The 16,793-nt window shown below is 60.9% G+C and carries 16 protein-coding genes; 9 read left to right on the plus strand and 7 right to left on the minus strand.

Going from position 1 to position 16,793, the window contains the following annotated elements; all coding sequences use genetic code 11:
* Positions 1-114: 114 nt before the first annotated feature.
* The 4 genes from ACM6JM_RS15095 to ACM6JM_RS15110 form a co-directional block, all read right to left on the minus strand.
* Entirely contained in the window at positions 115-1,854 is a 1,740-nt protein-coding gene (locus tag ACM6JM_RS15095; RefSeq protein WP_414882132.1) for a dipeptidase, read from the minus strand.
* A gap of 196 nt (positions 1,855-2,050) precedes the next feature.
* Positions 2,051-2,689: a LysE family translocator gene (locus tag ACM6JM_RS15100; protein ID WP_414882133.1), complete on the minus strand. Its 639-nt coding sequence runs from the start codon at positions 2,687-2,689 to the stop codon at positions 2,051-2,053.
* A gap of 1 nt (position 2,690) precedes the next feature.
* Positions 2,691-3,461, minus strand: a complete 771-nt coding sequence (locus ACM6JM_RS15105; RefSeq protein WP_007952184.1) for a 2OG-Fe(II) oxygenase — start codon at positions 3,459-3,461, stop codon at positions 2,691-2,693.
* Positions 3,462-3,551: 90 nt separating this feature from the next.
* Entirely contained in the window at positions 3,552-4,178 is a 627-nt protein-coding gene (locus ACM6JM_RS15110) for an alanyl-tRNA editing protein (RefSeq protein ID WP_414882134.1), read from the minus strand.
* Positions 4,179-4,268: 90 nt separating this feature from the next.
* Here ACM6JM_RS15110 and ACM6JM_RS15115 point away from each other — a divergent pair, with 90 nt between their 5' ends.
* Complete coding sequence (locus tag ACM6JM_RS15115) at positions 4,269-5,264, plus strand: LysR family transcriptional regulator (RefSeq protein WP_064598590.1); 996 nt, start codon at positions 4,269-4,271, stop codon at positions 5,262-5,264.
* A 56-nt stretch (positions 5,265-5,320) separates the two neighbouring features.
* Here the strand turns inward: ACM6JM_RS15115 and ACM6JM_RS15120 are convergent, their stop codons facing one another.
* Positions 5,321-5,728, minus strand: coding sequence for a PA2817 family protein (locus ACM6JM_RS15120; protein ID WP_039770706.1), 408 nt, complete (start codon positions 5,726-5,728; stop codon positions 5,321-5,323).
* A 74-nt stretch (positions 5,729-5,802) separates the two neighbouring features.
* Positions 5,803-8,250: an acyl-CoA dehydrogenase gene (locus ACM6JM_RS15125; RefSeq protein WP_074688129.1), complete on the minus strand. Its 2,448-nt coding sequence runs from the start codon at positions 8,248-8,250 to the stop codon at positions 5,803-5,805.
* A 248-nt stretch (positions 8,251-8,498) separates the two neighbouring features.
* Between ACM6JM_RS15125 and ACM6JM_RS15130 the strand changes: the two genes are divergently transcribed.
* The 4 genes from ACM6JM_RS15130 to ACM6JM_RS15145 all read left to right on the plus strand — a co-directional run bounded on the left by ACM6JM_RS15130 (position 8,499) and on the right by ACM6JM_RS15145 (position 11,667).
* Positions 8,499-9,158 carry a transglutaminase-like domain-containing protein gene (locus ACM6JM_RS15130; protein ID WP_039770701.1) on the plus strand — a complete coding sequence of 220 codons (660 nt, stop codon included), beginning with the start codon at positions 8,499-8,501 and terminating at the stop codon, positions 9,156-9,158.
* A 43-nt stretch (positions 9,159-9,201) separates the two neighbouring features.
* A complete protein-coding gene (locus ACM6JM_RS15135; protein WP_039770700.1) occupies positions 9,202-9,825 on the plus strand; it encodes a glutathione S-transferase family protein in 624 nt (207 codons plus the stop codon).
* Between the two features lie 133 nt (positions 9,826-9,958).
* On the plus strand, positions 9,959-10,891 hold the full coding sequence (locus ACM6JM_RS15140) for an ABC transporter ATP-binding protein (RefSeq protein ID WP_039770736.1): 933 nt from the start codon (positions 9,959-9,961) through the stop codon (positions 10,889-10,891).
* Entirely contained in the window at positions 10,888-11,667 is a 780-nt protein-coding gene (locus ACM6JM_RS15145) for an ABC transporter permease (RefSeq protein WP_007950763.1), read from the plus strand. The genes ACM6JM_RS15140 and ACM6JM_RS15145 overlap by 4 nt, the downstream gene beginning before the upstream one ends.
* A 54-nt stretch (positions 11,668-11,721) precedes the next feature.
* On the opposite strand, the gene ACM6JM_RS15150 is transcribed toward ACM6JM_RS15145, so the two are convergent.
* Positions 11,722-12,240 (minus strand): DUF2062 domain-containing protein, encoded by a 519-nt coding sequence (locus ACM6JM_RS15150; protein ID WP_064598575.1) that lies wholly within the window; start codon positions 12,238-12,240, stop codon positions 11,722-11,724.
* A gap of 136 nt (positions 12,241-12,376) precedes the next feature.
* Between ACM6JM_RS15150 and ACM6JM_RS15155 the strand changes: the two genes are divergently transcribed.
* From ACM6JM_RS15155 to lpxK, 4 genes are all read left to right on the plus strand, one after another.
* A complete protein-coding gene (locus ACM6JM_RS15155) occupies positions 12,377-14,620 on the plus strand; it encodes a DNA internalization-related competence protein ComEC/Rec2 (RefSeq protein ID WP_414882135.1) in 2,244 nt (747 codons plus the stop codon).
* Positions 14,621-14,698: 78 nt separating this feature from the next.
* The gene (locus ACM6JM_RS15160) at positions 14,699-15,334 is read left to right on the plus strand and encodes a MotA/TolQ/ExbB proton channel family protein (RefSeq protein WP_163976130.1); all 636 of its coding nucleotides are present in this window, start codon (positions 14,699-14,701) and stop codon (positions 15,332-15,334) included.
* The gene (locus ACM6JM_RS15165) at positions 15,331-15,759 is read left to right on the plus strand and encodes an ExbD/TolR family protein (RefSeq protein WP_064383505.1); all 429 of its coding nucleotides are present in this window, start codon (positions 15,331-15,333) and stop codon (positions 15,757-15,759) included. The genes ACM6JM_RS15160 and ACM6JM_RS15165 overlap by 4 nt, the downstream gene beginning before the upstream one ends.
* On the plus strand, positions 15,759-16,769 hold the full coding sequence (gene lpxK, locus ACM6JM_RS15170; protein ID WP_414882136.1) for a tetraacyldisaccharide 4'-kinase: 1,011 nt from the start codon (positions 15,759-15,761) through the stop codon (positions 16,767-16,769). Before ACM6JM_RS15165 ends, lpxK begins: the two co-directional genes overlap by 1 nt.
* Positions 16,770-16,793 lie beyond the last annotated feature (24 nt).

A 16,793-nucleotide genomic window follows, 5' to 3' on the forward strand; every position in this document is an offset into this window, starting at 1 on the left:
ACGCCGCTCAGTGATGAGCGGCGTTTTTGTTTGTGCGGTTTTTGTCAGGCAATAGAAAAGGACCTCGCGGTCCTTTTTTTGTGGGCCCGCCAATGTGGCGAGCCCGGTACGCGATCAGAGCTTCGGCAATTGCCCGATGCGTCCCATCATTTCGGTGACGATCTGCAGGTCCAGCAGGAACTGGTCAACGGTCTTGAATTCGCCATCGGTGTGACCGGTGTACTTGACCTCCGGTCGCGCCAGGCCGAATTGCACGCCGTTCGGCAGTTCATGCACCGAGGTGGCGCCGGCCGACGTGCCGAATTCGTGTTTCATGCCCAGGTTTTCGGTGGCCACGGCCAGCAGCGCCTTGACCCATTCGCCTTCAGGGTTGCGGTACATCGGTTCGGCGATCGAATAGTCGAATTTCACCGCGACATGGTTTTTCTTGCTCCACGCCGCCAGTTTGTCGGCGATTTCGGTCTTGAGCACTTCCGGCGACTTGCCCTTCGGCACGCGCAGGTTGACCGCGAGTTTGAAGGTTTTGTCGTCCATGCCGACATAGGTCAGGGACGTGGTCAGCGGGCCCATGAAGTCATTGGCGAAGCCGACGCCCAGCTTGCCACCCTTGTAATCCAGGCCCCAGTTGTCGGCGGCGTAGTGGGCAGCGTCGGTGATGTGGTTGTGCTTGAAGACGATCTTGCCGTCCACGCTATGGATGAAATCGAGCATGCGCGCGACCGGATTAACGCCGGATTCTGGCTCGGACGAGTGCGCGGAAACACCGGTAACGGTGAGTTTGACGTCTTTGCCATCGACCTTGGCGTTCACTTCGAAATCGCCGCCGTTGCGCTTGGCGTATTCAGCGCCGGCCTTTTGCAGGCTGGCCGCCAGCTCGGCGGGTTTGTCAGTCACCAGCGTGACGACCGAAACCGATGGAATCTGGTTGGTCGCCAGGCCGCCGGTCATCGAGGTGATTTCCGCGCCTTTACCCTCGGCCTTGCGCTTGGCGAATTTGGCCATGACGGTGCCGTAGCCTTTTTCCGCAATCACTACGGGATAGCCGCCATCCAGTGCCAGGTTGTACTCCGGCGTCGGGTTGCGTTCGAAGTAGTAGGGAATCGCGTCGCCGGTGGTTTCTTCGGTGGTATCCACCAGCAGTTTGAAATTGCGCGCCAGTGGCAGCTTCTCTTCCTTGATCACCTTCATGGCATACAGCGTCACAACGATGCCGTTCTTGTCGTCCTCAGTGCCGCGGCCGTACATGCGGTCGCCGATCAGCGTGACCTTGAACGGATCAAGTTTGGTGCCGTCCTTCAGCACCCAGTTTTCCGGCGTTACCGGCACCACGTCGGCGTGAGCGTGAATGCCGACGACATCCTTGCCGCTGCCGTCGAGGGAGATTTCGTAAACGCGGTTGTCGATGTTGCGATAGTTCAGGCCGAAAGACTCAGCCAGATCCTTGATCTTGCCGGCGATCTTGATGAATTCGGGGTTGTCGTGCTGATCGACACCGTCCTTGCGGAAGGTCGGGATTTCCACCAGTTCGCGCAGGGTTTCCAGGGCGGCTTTGCCGTACTTCACACGGGTGTAGAGGCCGAGCAGGCGATGGATTTCGTTTTGCTGTTCAGCGGTCAGCGTCTTGTTGTCGAGGAAGGCGCTGATGGCCGGGCGCAGATCGTCGGTCTTGCTCAGGTCGTTCTTGGCCAGATCACCGAGAAATGCTCTGAAGTCACTGACCTTTGCCTCATTGAAGGTCTTGAGAATGGTCGCGCTCTGCTGCTCGGTAAGGTTGGCTTGGGCTGGCAGCGTGACGGACGAAAGGCTGGCCAGAATCAGCGTCGACGCGGCCAGTTGCTTGAGTGAAAAATCCATTGCTAAGGGCATTCCTTTGCAGGCAGTGAGTAGGAGGTGTCTGATCGAAGCGTCAGACGGTTTTGCAAACTAACACCACCAGCGAGTGATAGGGGAGCCCCCGAAGTGGGACGCGTCGCACAGAAATGCAAAAGCGGCGCAGAATCGAAAAAGCCCGTCCAGTCTGTCTGGATCGGGCTTCTGCGATAAGCGCGCTTTACATCGACAACACCAGACGCCCGGCAAACAGGATCAGAATCACCCCCATGCTGCGCTCGAACCAGTGGCCCATGCGCATGAACAGCACGCGCACTTGGCTGCTGGAAAAGAACAGCGCGACGATCACGAACCACAACGCATTCACCCCGCACATCCACAACCCGTACAGGGCCTGGATTTGCAGCGGCGTGCTGGCGCTGATGATCGTGGTGAAGATTGCAAGGAAAAACAGAGTGGCCTTGGGGTTGGTGGCGTTGGTCAGAAAACCGGTGGAAAACGCCTTGAACAGCGATTGCTCGACCAGCGGTTCGTCACTGGTCTTTTCGCCTTCCATTGTCGTCTTGGGTTTGCTGCGGATCAGGCTGACGCCCAGATAAAGAATGTAAGCACCGCCGACCACTTTGGCGACGGTCAGCAACCACGGCGTGGTGTGCATCAAGGCGCCGACGCCCAGCAGGGTGTACAGCACGTGCACGGAAATCCCCGCGCCGATGCCCAGTGCCGTGCAGATGCCGACCAAACGGCCGAAACGCACACTCTGGCGGATGGTCACGGCGAAGTCCGGGCCGGGAGCGACCACGGCCAGAAAGTGGATGGTGGCCAGCGCCAGAAACTCGCCCAGGTAATTCGATGTCATTTCAGCTCCAGAAAGTCAGGGGTGAAGCATTGCCGCGATAGCCGACAAAAAACGAAAGGCTCAAGCGCGGATCGGCCACGCCCGGCGTTACCGAGTGCATGCGGCGCGAATTGAACATGATGAAATCCCCCGGTTCCGGGCGTACTTCGAGGGCGGGCGGGCCGAGCAGCGCCGGGTCGATGCCGTAGCTGTCGCCGCGCATTTCGTCGAAGCGGTCCGGGGAAATGTCGTCTTCCCACATCTGCAATGCGCCGCCTTCGGTTGGCATGTTGAGGTAGACGTTGCAGGCGAACTGCGCCTCGAGGCTGCGGGCCTGAAAACTTTCCGGGGCGTCCTTGGCGAAGATGTCGTGATGGGCCAGGAAGCACACGCCCGGTTTCACCACCCGGGACAGGCCGACGTACATCTTGCGACCGTAGAGGTTTTCCAGGTGGGCACCCGCCGGCCAGGATTCGTCGAGCATGCAGCGCAGGGTGTCGACCGGCGACGAGTAGGGCGCGCAGCGGTTGCGCAGTTCGGCAATGTTGCTGGTGGCGCGCTCGAAGTAGTCCTCGATCAGCAGCGGCTGGTTTTCCGCCTCGTAGAACGCCATGCCGATACGACCGATACTGGGCGCGTTGATGTAGCCCTCGAAGCCGGGGGCGAGGATCTTGTCGCCAATCTGGATCGCCTGCGCCTGGGGCAGAAAGCCTTTGACGCGGATGGCAAGGACTTCTTCGTTGGCCAGTTTTTTTATGCACGTCTCATCGAGACGCTCGACGTCAAGCATCATGGTTTCAGGTCCATCTATCGAATAGTCAACGGAACCGGCGAACGCGGTTCCCCCGGCGTCGGACGCTGCATCTGACAGCGCCCGAAATCCTCAATCCACGCTGTAGTGGACGGACAACGTGCCTTTCTTCTGCGAAAGGGACGCGATCGTGACTGTGCCCAAATCCTTCAGGCTGCGTACATGGGTGCCACCGCAGCCATAGGCTGGCAGTTCACCGAAACCGATTTCCCGCGCGCCTTCGCGCAGGGACGTCAGGCGCGGCAGGTCGTGTTCGATCCATTGGCCGATGCCGTATTGAACGGTTTGCGCATCGACTTTCTGGGCCGAATCTCCGGGTTTGAATTGAACCCGGCCCTCGTCCGGCCAGTGGTGGGCCTTGATCGGCATCCAGCCCATGGCCTGGACGAAGTGGCCGATCAAATGCCCGGCAGAGTGCATGCGGGTGTTGAAGCGTCTGCGTTCTTCATCGACACGGATCTGGGTCATGCCCAGTGGCACCGGTTGATCGACGAAATGAATGATCCGGTCCGCTTCCTGGACGACGCGCAGAACCTGGCTGTCGCCGATCCAGCCGGTATCACAGGGTTGGCCACCGCCCTGGGGATGGAAAAGCGTGGCGCGCAACACAACGGCGAATTCGTTCTCGTGGGGCGTGCAGTCGAGGACTTCCACATTGGCCTTGAGGTCATCACTATGGAAAAAGAGGCGAAGCGTCATATTCCATGCCCTTATTAAAGTTTCTTTTTTAATTATATGAATCGTGCAATAACGTGATAATCCGTTCAAACATCAAAGGACTGTTGCGCTGTGAGCATAAATCTCCCGCTGCCGCTGCTCGGTGAAATGGCGATTTTCGTCAAGGTCGTCGAGACCGGCAGTTTCTCCGAAGCCGCTCGCCAGTTGGGCTCATCGCCCTCGGCAGTCAGTCGCAGTATTTCCCGACTGGAGAAGGCGCTGGCCACGCGTCTGCTGCAACGCACCACGCGCAAACTGCGCTTGAGCGATGGCGGGGAAGAGGTGTTCAAGCGCTGCCAGGAAATGGTCAGCGCGGCGAAGTCGGTGATGGAGATCAGCGGTCAGTTCACCCACGAAGCGGAGGGGCTGGTGCGGGTCAGCGTGCCGAAAGCGGTTGGGCGCTTCGTGATTCATCCGCACATGCCGGAGTTTCTGCGGCGCTATCCGAAGGTCGACGTGGAGCTGTTGCTGGAGGACCGCCAGGTCGATCTGATCGATGACCATGTCGACCTGGCCATTCGCATCACGGATCGTCCACCGGCGGGACTGGTGGGACGACAACTGCTGACCATCGACCATTTGCTCTGCGCCACACCGCAATACCTGGCCGAACACGGGACGCCAACTCATCCCCACGACTTGCTCAATCACAGTTGCATTTACCTGGGCGAGACCCCGAGTGATGCGCGCTGGAAATTCAAGAAAGGTACGAAAGCCGTTACCGTCGGCGTGCGCGGCCGGTATGCCGCCAATCACACCGGCGTGCGTCTGGGCGCCGTGTTGCAACACATCGGTATTGGCAGCCTGCCGTATTTCACCGCCCGTTATGCGCTGGAGCAGGGGCTGATCGTACAAGTGTTGCCGGACTGGACATTCCTGGCGTCGTACCACGGCGGATTGTGGTTGCTGCATTCGCCGACGCGCTATCTGCCGCCGAAGCTGCGGGTGTTCATCGACTATCTGGTGGAGTGCCTGGAGAAAGAGCCGACCCTGAGCAAGCCGGGGAAGTCTGGCGGTTCAAAACCATTGGCCGAGTACGAATTGCCCGAGAGTGAGGGGTTACTCTGACCCAATAAAAAAAGGCCCGCCTGGATCACCATGCGGGCCTTTTTATTGGGCGAAAATCAGTGCTTGCTGTCCTGGGCGGACATCGCCAGCAGCTGTTTTTCCTGGTTCCAGTCGAACGGTTCGTCGTTCTGTTCGGCTTCGTAGCGGCGTTCTTCCAGTGCCTGATACAGGTCGATTTCTTCGTCGGACAGGTAATGCAGGCAGTCGCCGGCGAAGAACCACAGTAGATCCCGCGGGATCAGGTGGGCAATTTGCGGGTAACGGGTAATCACTTGAGTCAGGATGTCCTGGCCCAGGTATTGGCTTTCGATCGGCTCGATCGGCAGTGACGCCAGCAGTTCGTCGAAACGCTCCAGGAACAGGGCATGGCTTTCTTCGGGAACCTGATCGGCCTCACCTACGGCGACCAGGATACTGCGCAGATGGTCGAGCAAAACCAGATGATCGGCAACGACGTTGGACACGAGATAAGTCCTCAAGAGCAAAACGGGCGCGGGAGTATAAAGCGCCCGCGCCCGTTTTTCACTGATTGAAGGGATCAGCGGATTTTGCCTTCCGCGGGTTTGAGTTGCTCCTTGTCGAAATCATCGACATCGATCACCTTGCGCCGCGCCGCTTCGGCATCACGCAGGGTCTGGGCTTCCACGGCCTGCAACACGCCGGCTTCCAGTGCCGCATCGATGGCGTGTTCGCCTGCTACCGGTTTGACCTGACCGCTCTTGAGCGACGAGTGCAATTTCTTGTGCAGCGGTTGCGCAGCGTTCAACTGATCGCAGGCGTGTTGCAGCGCACCGACCGCATCGTCGGCCGATTGTGGGCGATAGCAACCGGCAAGCAGTTCTTCCAGCGCCGGATCGCCCTTGGCCCGGCCGATGACCGCAGCCACCTCGGCACCGAGTTTGTCCGACGGGCCTTTGTGACGGCGGCCGAACGGGAACACGATCACACGCAACAGGCAGCCAAAGACTCGGTTCGGGAAGTTGGTCAGCAGTTCATCCAGCGCCTTTTCCGACTGGCCGAGGCTTTCCTCCATGGCCCATCTGAACAGCGGTTCCATGTACGCCGGGGAATCGAGGTCGTGATAACGCTTGAGCGCCGCCGACGCCAGATACAGGTTGCTCAGTACATCGCCCAATCGTGCCGACAGACGCTCGCGGCGTTTCAGTTCGCCGCCCAGCAGCATCATGCTCAGGTCGGCGAGCATGGCAAACGCGGCAGCCTGACGGTTGAGGGCGCGGAAATAACCCTGGCTGAGCTTGTCTCCCGGTGCATGTTCGAAATGGCCAAAACCTAGGTTCAGCACCAGCGTGCTGGCGGCGTTGCTCACGGCAAAGCCGATGTGCTTGAGCAGCAGGTCATCGAATTCCTTGAGTGCCTGATCCTTGTCCTCGCGCCCGGCGAGGGCCATTTCCTTGAGGACGAACGGATGGCAGCGGATGGCGCCCTGGCCGAAGATCATCAGGTTGCGCGAAAGAATGTTCGCGCCTTCCACCGTGATGAAGATCGGCGCGCCGTTCCAGCTGCGGCCCAGGTAGTTGTTCGGGCCCATGATGATCGCCTTGCCGCCGTGTACGTCCATGGCGTGGCTGATGCACTCGCGACCGCGTTCGGTGAGGTGGTACTTGAGGATCGCCGACAGCACCGACGGCTTCTCGCCCAGATCCACCGCGTTGGCGGTCAGCATCCGCGCGGCGTCCATCATCCAGGCGTTGCCGCCGATCCGTGCCATGGCTTCCTGAATGCCTTCGAATGCTGAGAGTGGCACGTTGAACTGCTCGCGAATCTGCGCGTACTGCCCGGTCACCAGACTGGTGAACTTGGCCGCGCCGGTGCCCACTGCCGGCAGCGAGATCGAGCGCCCGACCGACAGGCAGTTCATCAGCATCATCCAGCCTTTGCCGAGCATGTCCTGGCCGCCGATGAGGAAGTCCAGCGGGATGAATACGTCCTTGCCGGAGTTCGGGCCGTTCATGAACGCAGCGCCCAGCGGCAGGTGGCGACGACCGATTTCCACGCCGGGGGTGTCGGTCGGGATCAGCGCCAGGCTGATGCCGAGGTCTTCCTTGTCGCCGAGCAGGTGATCCGGGTCATAGGCCTTGAAGGCCAGGCCGAGCAAGGTCGCGACCGGGCCGAGGGTGATGTAGCGTTTTTCCCAGTTCAGGCGCAGGCCGAGGGTTTCCTGACCTTCCCATTCGCCTTTGCAGATGACCCCGGTGTCGGGCATCGCACCCGCGTCTGAACCCGCGAGCGGGCCAGTCAGCGCAAAGCACGGAATGTCGTCGCCCCGGGCCAGCCGTGGCAGGTAATGATTGCGTTGTTCGTCGGTGCCGTAATGCAGCAGCAGTTCAGCCGGACCGAGGGAGTTGGGCACCATTACGGTGGAGGCAAGATCGCCGCTGCGGGTCGCCAGTTTCATCGCTACCTGGGAGTGGGCGTAGGCGGAGAAACCCTTGCCGCCGAATTCCTTGGGGATGATCAGGGCGAAGAAACCGTGTTCCTTGATGTGGGTCCAGGCTTCGGGCGGCAAGTCCATCGACTGGCCGATCTGCCAGTCGGTGACCATCGCGCAGAGTTCTTCGGTCGGGCCGTCGATGAATGCCTGTTCTTCTTCGCTCAGTTGCACCTTGGGATAGGACAGCAGCTTGTCCCAGTCCGGACGGCCGCTGAACAGTTCGCCGTCCCACCACACCGTGCCGGCGTCGATCGCGTCGCGTTCGGTCTGCGACATCGGTGGCAGGGTTTTCTGGAACCAGCTGAACAGCGGCGCGGTGAAGTGTTTGCGGCGCAGGTCAGGCAACAGCAGCGGGGCGGCCACCAGGGCCAGCACGACCCAGAAAATCAGCAGCAACCAGCCCGGTGCGTGGCTGAAAATCCCCATCGCCAACAGATAAGCGGCCACGATGCCCAGTGCCGGCAGCGGGGCGATGCGCCGGTGGGCCAGATACGCCACGCCGACGATCAGAACCAGTATCCACAACAACAGCATATTTAATCCTCCGTGAACCAGGGCGAACCGACCCTCCAGAGCTTAGACGGCATCTGCAAAACGGGGCGGTCAGAGCAAGGTGATTGAAATCGTGGGAAACCCCGGATGTCTTTTGTAGGTTCGGTGGGCAACACGCGTGGGAAATCGTTCGCCGCTTCCGCGTCTTTGCGTGCATGTTTGGCCGAAACGTCGTTATCTCTGTGCTGAACCTCTCGCTAGACTCGGGGCTCAATCAGGAGAATGTCGTCATGCACGAGTATCTGAGCCCCGGCCGCTTCATCGATAGTGACCACCCCTCGGTGGTGGAGTTCGCCGAGCAGCACCGTGGTGCCAGTCGCGATCCGCTCGCGCAAGCGATCAGTCTTTATTACGCCGTGCGCGAGGCGGTGCGCTACAACATGTATACCTTCAGCCGCGACCCGCAGACCTTGCGCGGCAGCTACGCGCTGGCGGCAGGTGAAAGTTATTGCGTGCCCAAGGCCACGTTGCTCGCCGGTTGTGCGCGCCATTGCGGGATCCCCGCACGCATCGGTCTGGCGGATGTGAAAAATCATCTGTCGACGCCGCGTCTGCTTGAACTGCTGAGAAGTGAAGTGTTCGCCATGCATGGTTATACCGAGCTGTTTCTCAATGATCGCTGGGTGAAAGCCACACCCGCGTTCAACCAGAAGCTCTGCGAAATGTTCAACGTTGCGCCGCTGGAATTCGACGGCATGAACGACAGCGTTTTCCACCCGTACAACAGCGATGGTGCGCTGCTGATGGAGTACCTGGTCGATCACGGCCAGTTCGCTGATGTACCGGAATCTTTTTTCTTCGAACATCTGCAGAAATGTTATCCGCACCTGTTCAACGATCAGCAGACGCCACTGTCCAGTGACATGCGCGGTGATGTCGGCCGCCTCTGATCCGGCGTATGCTGCCTGCCCATTTACTGGAAAAGAGGCGGTCATGCTGAAGATCTGGGGTCGCAAGAATTCGTCGAATGTCCGAAAGCCCTTGTGGGCTGCCGAAGAGCTCGGGTTGGCCTACGAGGCCATCGATGCCGGTGGCGCGTTTGGTGTGGTCGACACGCCGGAGTATCGGGCAATGAACCCGAACGGGCGGGTGCCGGTCATTCAGGACGACGGTTTCGTGTTGTGGGAATCGAATGCCATCGTGCGTTACCTGCTGGCAAAACATGCAGCCGACACTTCGTGGTATCCGGCGGATCCGCAGATCCGCGCCACCGCTGACAAATGGATGGACTGGACGACTTCCAGTTTTGCAGGACCGTTTCGCACGGTGTTCTGGGGCGTTTTGCGTACCCCGGCAGACAAGCAGGACTGGCCGGCAATCCATGCGGCGATCAAGGAATGTGACGGCTTGCTGGCGATGGTCGATCAGGCACTGAAGCACCAGCCGTATCTGTCCGGCAATGAAATCGGCATGGGCGATATTCCGCTCGGCAGTTTCATTTATGCCTGGTTCGAGATGCCCATCGAGCGCGCGCCACAGCCGAATCTTGAAGCCTGGTACGCGCGGTTGAAGCAGCGTCCGGCGTATCAGAAAGCTGTCATGACCGCGTTGACTTAATACCTACTATCGACACACTTGACTGTACTTGTGCGGCGACGGCAAGCACCATTGCGCTCGAGCGCTGCGGTTGTCTTCCTCGCCGCCGGCTTTTTATCAGTCCTTTTTTCCTTACTGGGTGCGTAAATCCGATATGAGTTCCGCTCTGTCCATCCGGCAGCTAACCAAAACCTACGGCAACGGGTTCCAGGCCTTGAGTGGTATCGATCTGGACGTCGCCGAAGGTGACTTCTTCGCCTTGCTCGGCCCCAACGGCGCCGGCAAATCCACGACCATCGGCATCCTCTCGACCCTGGTCAACAAGACCAGCGGCACCGTGAATATCTTTGGCCACGACCTGGACAAGAACCCGGCGGCGCTCAAGCGCTCGATCGGCGTGGTGCCCCAGGAATTCAACTTCAACCAGTTCGAAAAGACGTTCGACATCGTCGTGACCCAGGCCGGTTACTACGGCATTCCGGCGAAGGTCGCCAAGGAACGCGCCGAGCAGTATCTGACCCAACTCGGCCTGTGGGACAAGCGCGATGTGCCGTCGCGTTCGCTGTCCGGCGGCATGAAGCGGCGTCTGATGATCGCCCGTGCGCTGGTGCATGAACCGCGTCTGCTGATCCTCGACGAGCCGACTGCCGGCGTCGACATCGAGCTGCGCCGCTCGATGTGGACGTTCCTCACCGAACTGAACCAGAAAGGCATCACCATCATCCTCACCACCCACTACCTGGAAGAGGCTGAGCAGTTGTGCCGCAACATCGGCATCATCGACCACGGCACCATCGTCGAGAACACCAGCATGCGTCAGCTGCTCGGCCAGCTGCATGTGGAGACTTTCCTGCTCGACCTGAAGAGCGATCTGGCGGTTGCGCCGCAACTGGTCGGCTATCCGGCCCGGCTGGTAGACGCTCATACGCTGGAAGTCCAGGTCGACAAGTCCATGGGCATCACTGCGCTGTTCGGCCAGCTGGCCCTGCAGAACATCGAAGTGCTGAGCCTGCGCAATAAAACCAATCGCCTCGAGGAGCTGTTCGTGTCCCTGGTGGAGAAAAATCTGTCGAAGGTGGCGGTATGAGTTCCGAGCTGCGCCCCAACCTCGTTGCCCTCAACACCATCGTTTACCGCGAAGTCAGACGCTTCACCCGGATCTGGCCGCAGACTCTGCTGCCGCCGGCGATCACCATGGTCCTGTACTTTGTGATCTTCGGTAACCTGATCGGCCGGCAGATCGGCGACATGGGTGGCTTCACCTACATGGAGTACATCGTGCCGGGGCTGATCATGATGTCGGTGATCACCAACTCCTACGGCAACGTGGTGTCGAGTTTCTTCGGCAGCAAGTTCCAGCGCTCCATCGAAGAACTGATGGTCTCGCCGGTTTCGCCGCACACGATCCTGATCGGTTACACCATTGGTGGTGTGCTGCGAGGCCTGATGGTGGGCGTGATCGTGACGATTCTGTCGCTGTTCTTCACCCATTTGCAGGTACACCATCTCGGTGTGACGGTGCTGGTGGTGGTGCTGACCGCGACGATCTTCTCGCTGCTGGGCTTCATCAACGCGGTGTTTGCACGCAACTTCGATGACATCTCGATCATCCCGACCTTCGTGCTGACCCCGCTGACCTACCTCGGTGGCGTGTTCTACTCGATCACCTTGCTGCCGCCGTTCTGGCAGACCGTGTCGCTGGCCAACCCGGTGCTGCACATGGTCAACGCTTTCCGTTACGGCATCCTCGGTGTGTCGGACATTCGCATCGGTATCGCGATCACCTTCATGCTGGTGGCGACGGTGGTGCTGTATATCGGTTGTTCGCGGTTGCTGGTGAGCGGGCGCGGCATGCGCACCTGATCCCTTCGACGCTGCAACGAAAAACGGCCTCCCACAGTGGAGGCCGTTTTGCATTCACGCCTGACGTCTTTTCTTGCGCCGCGCCCATTGCCGGGCCACCCACCAGCGCCAGTACAGCATCACCAGACAGTAGGCGAGGGCGCCCAGTGCCAGCCCGACCACCACAGAACCCAGCAGGAACGGTTGCCACAAGGTCGAGAGCTCACCGCTGATCCATTCCCAGGTCAACTCGTCCGGAAGTGTGCGGGCCGGAACGTCCATCAGCCAGGCCCCGGCCTGATAGGTGCAGAAGAACACCGCCGGCATGGTGATCGGATTGGTCAGCCAGACCAGGCTGACCGCAATCGGCATGTTGCCGCGCACCATGATCGCGAGGACGGCGGCCACCAGCATTTGTGCGGGAATCGGCAGGAACGCGGCGAACAGGCCGACGGCCATGGCGCGGGCCACCGAGTGTCGGTTGAGGTGCCAGAGGTTCGGGTCATGCAGCAACGTGCCGAGAAAGCGTAAGGATTTGTGTTCCCTGATGCTCGTCGGGTCGGGCATGTAACGTTTGAATAAGCGCCGGGGCATAAGGCTTCTCGGTCGGTTAAGGCGGCAAGTATGTCTGGATTCTACGAACCGCCCATTCAGACTTTGTGACAATTGATAACGACGCCCTTGCCCCGCAGCCGCTATGCCTGAAGGTGGGACTCTCAAGGACGGGCTTATGCGCACAGGGATGATGGCGCTGGCGGTCGGTCTGCTGGCAGCGGTTTTTTTACCGGCCCTGCCGCCGGTCGGGTTATTGCTGGTGTTGCCGTGGGTGGCGCTGATGCTGCTGCCGTTTCGCAGCTATTCACTGGCGTTTTTGCTGCTTGGATTTACATGGGCGGGTTTCAACGCGCAGATGGCGTTGAATGATCGACTGCCTTCCCGGCTGGATGGCGAAACGCGCTGGGTGGAAGGGCGGGTCGTCGGCTTGCCGCAGAACGCCGAGGGCGTCGTGCGCTTCGAACTGGCCGATGCGCGCTCGCGTCACGACAAACTGCCATCGCTGATGCGTCTGGCCTGGTACGCCGGGCCCGAAGTCAAAAGCGGCGAACGCTGGCGATTGGCGGTCAAGCTCAAGCGTCCCGGTGGCCTGCTCAATCCGGATGCGTTCGATTACGAGGCCTGGCTGCTGGCGCAACGCATTGGTGCTACCGGGACGGTGAAGGATGGCCAGCGTCTGGCGCCGGCGCAGTGGGCCTGGCGCGACAGTATTCGCCAGCGCCTGCTTGCCGTTGACGCCCAGGGTCATAACGGCGCCTTGGCCGCGTTGGTGCTCGGCGATGGTTCCGGCCTCAGTCGCGAAGACTGGCAAATCTTGCAGGACACCGGCACCGTGCATCTGCTGGTGATTTCCGGCCAGCACATCGGGCTGTTGGCAGCGTTGATGTACGCGCTGGTTGCCGGGTTGGCCCGATTCGGATTTTGGCCGCTGCGTTGGCCCTGGCTGCCCTGGGCGTGCGGTCTGGCATTCGCGGCGGCGCTGGGTTACGGCCTGCTGGCTGGATTCGATGTGCCGGTACGACGGGCCTGCGTGATGGTTGCGCTGGTGCTGTTGTGGCGTTTGCGTTTTCGCCACCTCGGTGCCTGGTGGCCGTTGCTGCTGGCCTTCAACGGCGTGTTGTTGATGGATCCGCTGGCCAGTCTGCGTCCGGGATTGTGGCTGTCGTTCGTGGCCGTGGCCGTATTGATCTTCACCTTCGGTGGCCGTTTGGGACCGTGGCGCTGGTGGCAGACCTGGACACGCGCGCAGTGGCTGATCGCAATCGGATTGTGCCCGGTGCTGCTGGCGTTGAGTCTGCCGATCAGTCTCAGCGGGCCGCTGGCCAATCTGCTGGCGGTGCCGTGGGTCAGTTTTGCGGTGCTGCCGCCGGCGTTGCTCGGGACTTTGTTGCTGCCAATTCCTTATGTCGGTGAAGGGCTGCTGTGGCTGGCCGGTGGACTGATCGATGGATTGTTCCGGGCACTGGCCCTGATTGCCGGGCGTTGGCCAGCTTGGGTGCCGACGACGATGGAAGGGTCGGTCTGGGCGCTGGGAGGTCTTGGTGCAGTGCTGTTATTGCTGCCCCGAGGCGTTCCTTTGCGCCCGCTGGGCTGGCCGTTGCTGCTGGTGCTGGCATTCCCGCCCCGGGAACGACTGGACGAAGGCATCGCCGATGTCTGGCAACTCGACGTCGGCCAAGGCTTGGCGATTCTGATCCGCACGCGCCATCACGCCTTGCTGTACGACAGCGGCCCGCGCTTCGGTGATTTTGATGTCGGCGAGCGGGTGGTGTTGCCAGCCTTGCACAAGCTGGGCGTCGAGCGACTCGACCTGATGCTGCTCAGCCATGCCGATGCCGATCACGCAGGTGGCGCACTCGCCGTAGCGAAAGGATTGCCGGTCAGCCGGGTCATCAGCGGCGATCCGCAGGGGTTGGCCGAAGCGCTGAACGCCGAAGCCTGTGAAAGCGGTCGGCAATGGCAGTGGGACGGCGTTGCCTTTCATCTATGGCAATGGGCAGAAGCCCATGACAGCAACCAGCGTTCCTGCGTGTTGCAGATCGAAGCCAACGGCGAGCGGCTGCTGCTGACCGGTGACATCGACACCAATGCCGAGCGGGATTTGCTCAACAGCGCGCTGGCGGTTCCGACCCAGTGGCTGCAAGCCCCGCATCACGGCAGCCGCAGTTCCTCATCGATGGCCTTGCTCAAGGTTTTGCAGCCCCAGGCCGTGCTGATTTCCCGAGGGCAGGGCAACTCGTTCGGCCATCCGCACCCGACGGTCATTGCCCGTTACCGCAAGCAGGGAATACACATCCACGACAGCGCCGAGCAGGGCGCCATTCATCTGCAACTGGGGCGGTTTGAGCCGGCCCGGTCGATGCGTCAACAACGCCGGTTCTGGCGCGCCCCGCCGTTGCCGGGGACGGAGTACCGTTGAGCACGGTCGTCGGGGCGACGGGTCTTTATCGCGAACCGGTATGGTAAAGTGGCGCACTTTTTCGAGGGGGCTGTCACTGTGTGGGAATTGGTCAAATCCGGCGGCTGGATGATGTTGCCGATCATTCTGAGTTCCATCGCCGCCATGGCGATCGTCGCCGAGCGCCTGTGGACCCTGCGCGCCAGTCGCGTCACCCCTGAGCATTTGCTGGGTCAGGTCTGGGTCTGGATCAAGGACAAGCAGCTCAACAAGGAAAAACTCAAGGAATTGCGCGCCAACTCGCCGCTGGGGGAAATCCTCGCCGCAGGCCTGGCCAACTCCAAGCATGGTCGCGAGATCATGAAGGAGTGCATCGAAGAAGCCGCCGCCCGGGTCATCCACGAGCTGGAACGCTACGTCAACGCGCTGGGCACCATTGCCGCCATGTCGCCGTTGCTGGGTCTGCTGGGGACGGTGCTGGGCATGATCGACATTTTCAGTGCCTTCACCGGCTCCGGCATGACCACCAATGCTGCGGTGCTGGCCGGCGGTATTTCCAAGGCGCTGATCACTACCGCTGCGGGCCTGATGGTCGGTATTCCGGCAGTGTTCTTCCACCGTTTCCTGCAACGCCGCATCGATGAACTGGTGGTGGGCATGGAACAGGAAGCGATCAAACTGGTGGAAGTGGTGCAGGGCGACCGTGACGTCGATCTGGCCGGGGGCAAAGCGTGAAATTCCGTCGCAAGCCCCGGGAAACGATCGACATCAACCTCGCGTCGCTGATCGACGTGGTGTTCATCCTGTTGCTGTTTTTCGTCGTGACCACCACCTTCACCCGCGAAACCCAACTGCGTGTCGACCTGCCGGAAGCGGTCAGCGGCTCGCCGGCCGAGGATCAGCAGGTCAAGCAACTGGATGTGGCCATCAGCGCCGAAGGCGTGTTTTCGGTGAACAACAGGATTCTGCCGAAAAACGATCTGGCCACCCTGATGGAAGCCATGCAGAAAGAATCCAACGGCGACACCAACATGCCGTTGTCGATCAGTGCTGACGGCAAGGCTCAGCATCAATCCGTGATCACCGCCATGGACGCGGCCGGCAAGCTCGGTTTCAGCCATCTGCGCATGACCACGGTCGAGGCGGCGCCCAAATCCTGATGGCCATGTCCGATCGTCTGCTCGCCGCGTGGTATCAGGGGCACCCGGCCCTGACGCTGTTGCGGCCGCTGGAGTGGCTGTACCGCCGCGTGGTGGAGGGCAAGCGTCAGCGGTTTCTCGATGGCGAAGGTGAGATCTACCAGTCGCCGGTGCCGGTGATCGTGGTCGGCAACATCACCGTCGGTGGCACCGGCAAGACCCCGATGATCCTGTGGCTGATCGAGCACTGCCGACGCCACGGGCTGCGGGTCGGTGTGGTCAGTCGTGGTTACGGCGCCAAACCGGCGCAACTGCCGTGGCGGGTCGAGGCTGACCAGACTGCCGACATCGCCGGCGACGAGCCGTTGCTGATCGTGCAGCGCACCGGCGTACCGCTGATGATCGATCCCGATCGCAGCGCCGCCGTCAGAGCCCTGCTGGACAGCGAGCCGCTGGACCTGATCCTGTCCGATGACGGTATGCAACATTACCGCCTCGCGCGGGATCTGGAACTGGTGCTGATCGACGCCGCCCGAGGGCTTGGCAACCGGCGCTGTCTGCCCGCCGGCCCCCTGCGCGAACCGGTCGAGCGCCTGCAAAGCGTTGACGGTGTGCTGTTCAACGGCGCCCTTGAGGATCGCGACGGCGGTTTCGCCTTCCGTCTCAAGCCCTCGGCGCTGGTCAATCTGCGCAGCGGTGAACGCCGGCCGCTCGATCATTTTCCGCCCGGCCAAGCCGTGCACGCGGTGGCCGGGATCGGCAACCCGCAACGTTTCTTCAATACCCTCGAAGCGCTAGACTGGCGGCCTGTGCCCCACGCCTTCGCCGACCACGCCGAATACAGCGTGCAGGCCTTGAGTTTTACGCCGTCATTGCCAGTGGTGATGACTGAAAAGGACGCGGTGAAGTGCCGTGCCTTCGCCGCTGCCGACTGGTGGTACCTGGCGGTCGATGCTGTGCCGTCACCGGCCTTCGTGGCCTGGTTCGACACGCAGTTGATGCGCCTGTTGCCGGATCGTCTTTTGCCTTAATCCGTTTTTATCCAGGGAATGTTC

The sequence above is a fragment of the Pseudomonas sp. IT-P2 genome, assembly GCF_949767575.1.
Classification (GTDB): Bacteria; Pseudomonadota; Gammaproteobacteria; order Pseudomonadales; family Pseudomonadaceae; genus Aquipseudomonas; species Aquipseudomonas pharyngis.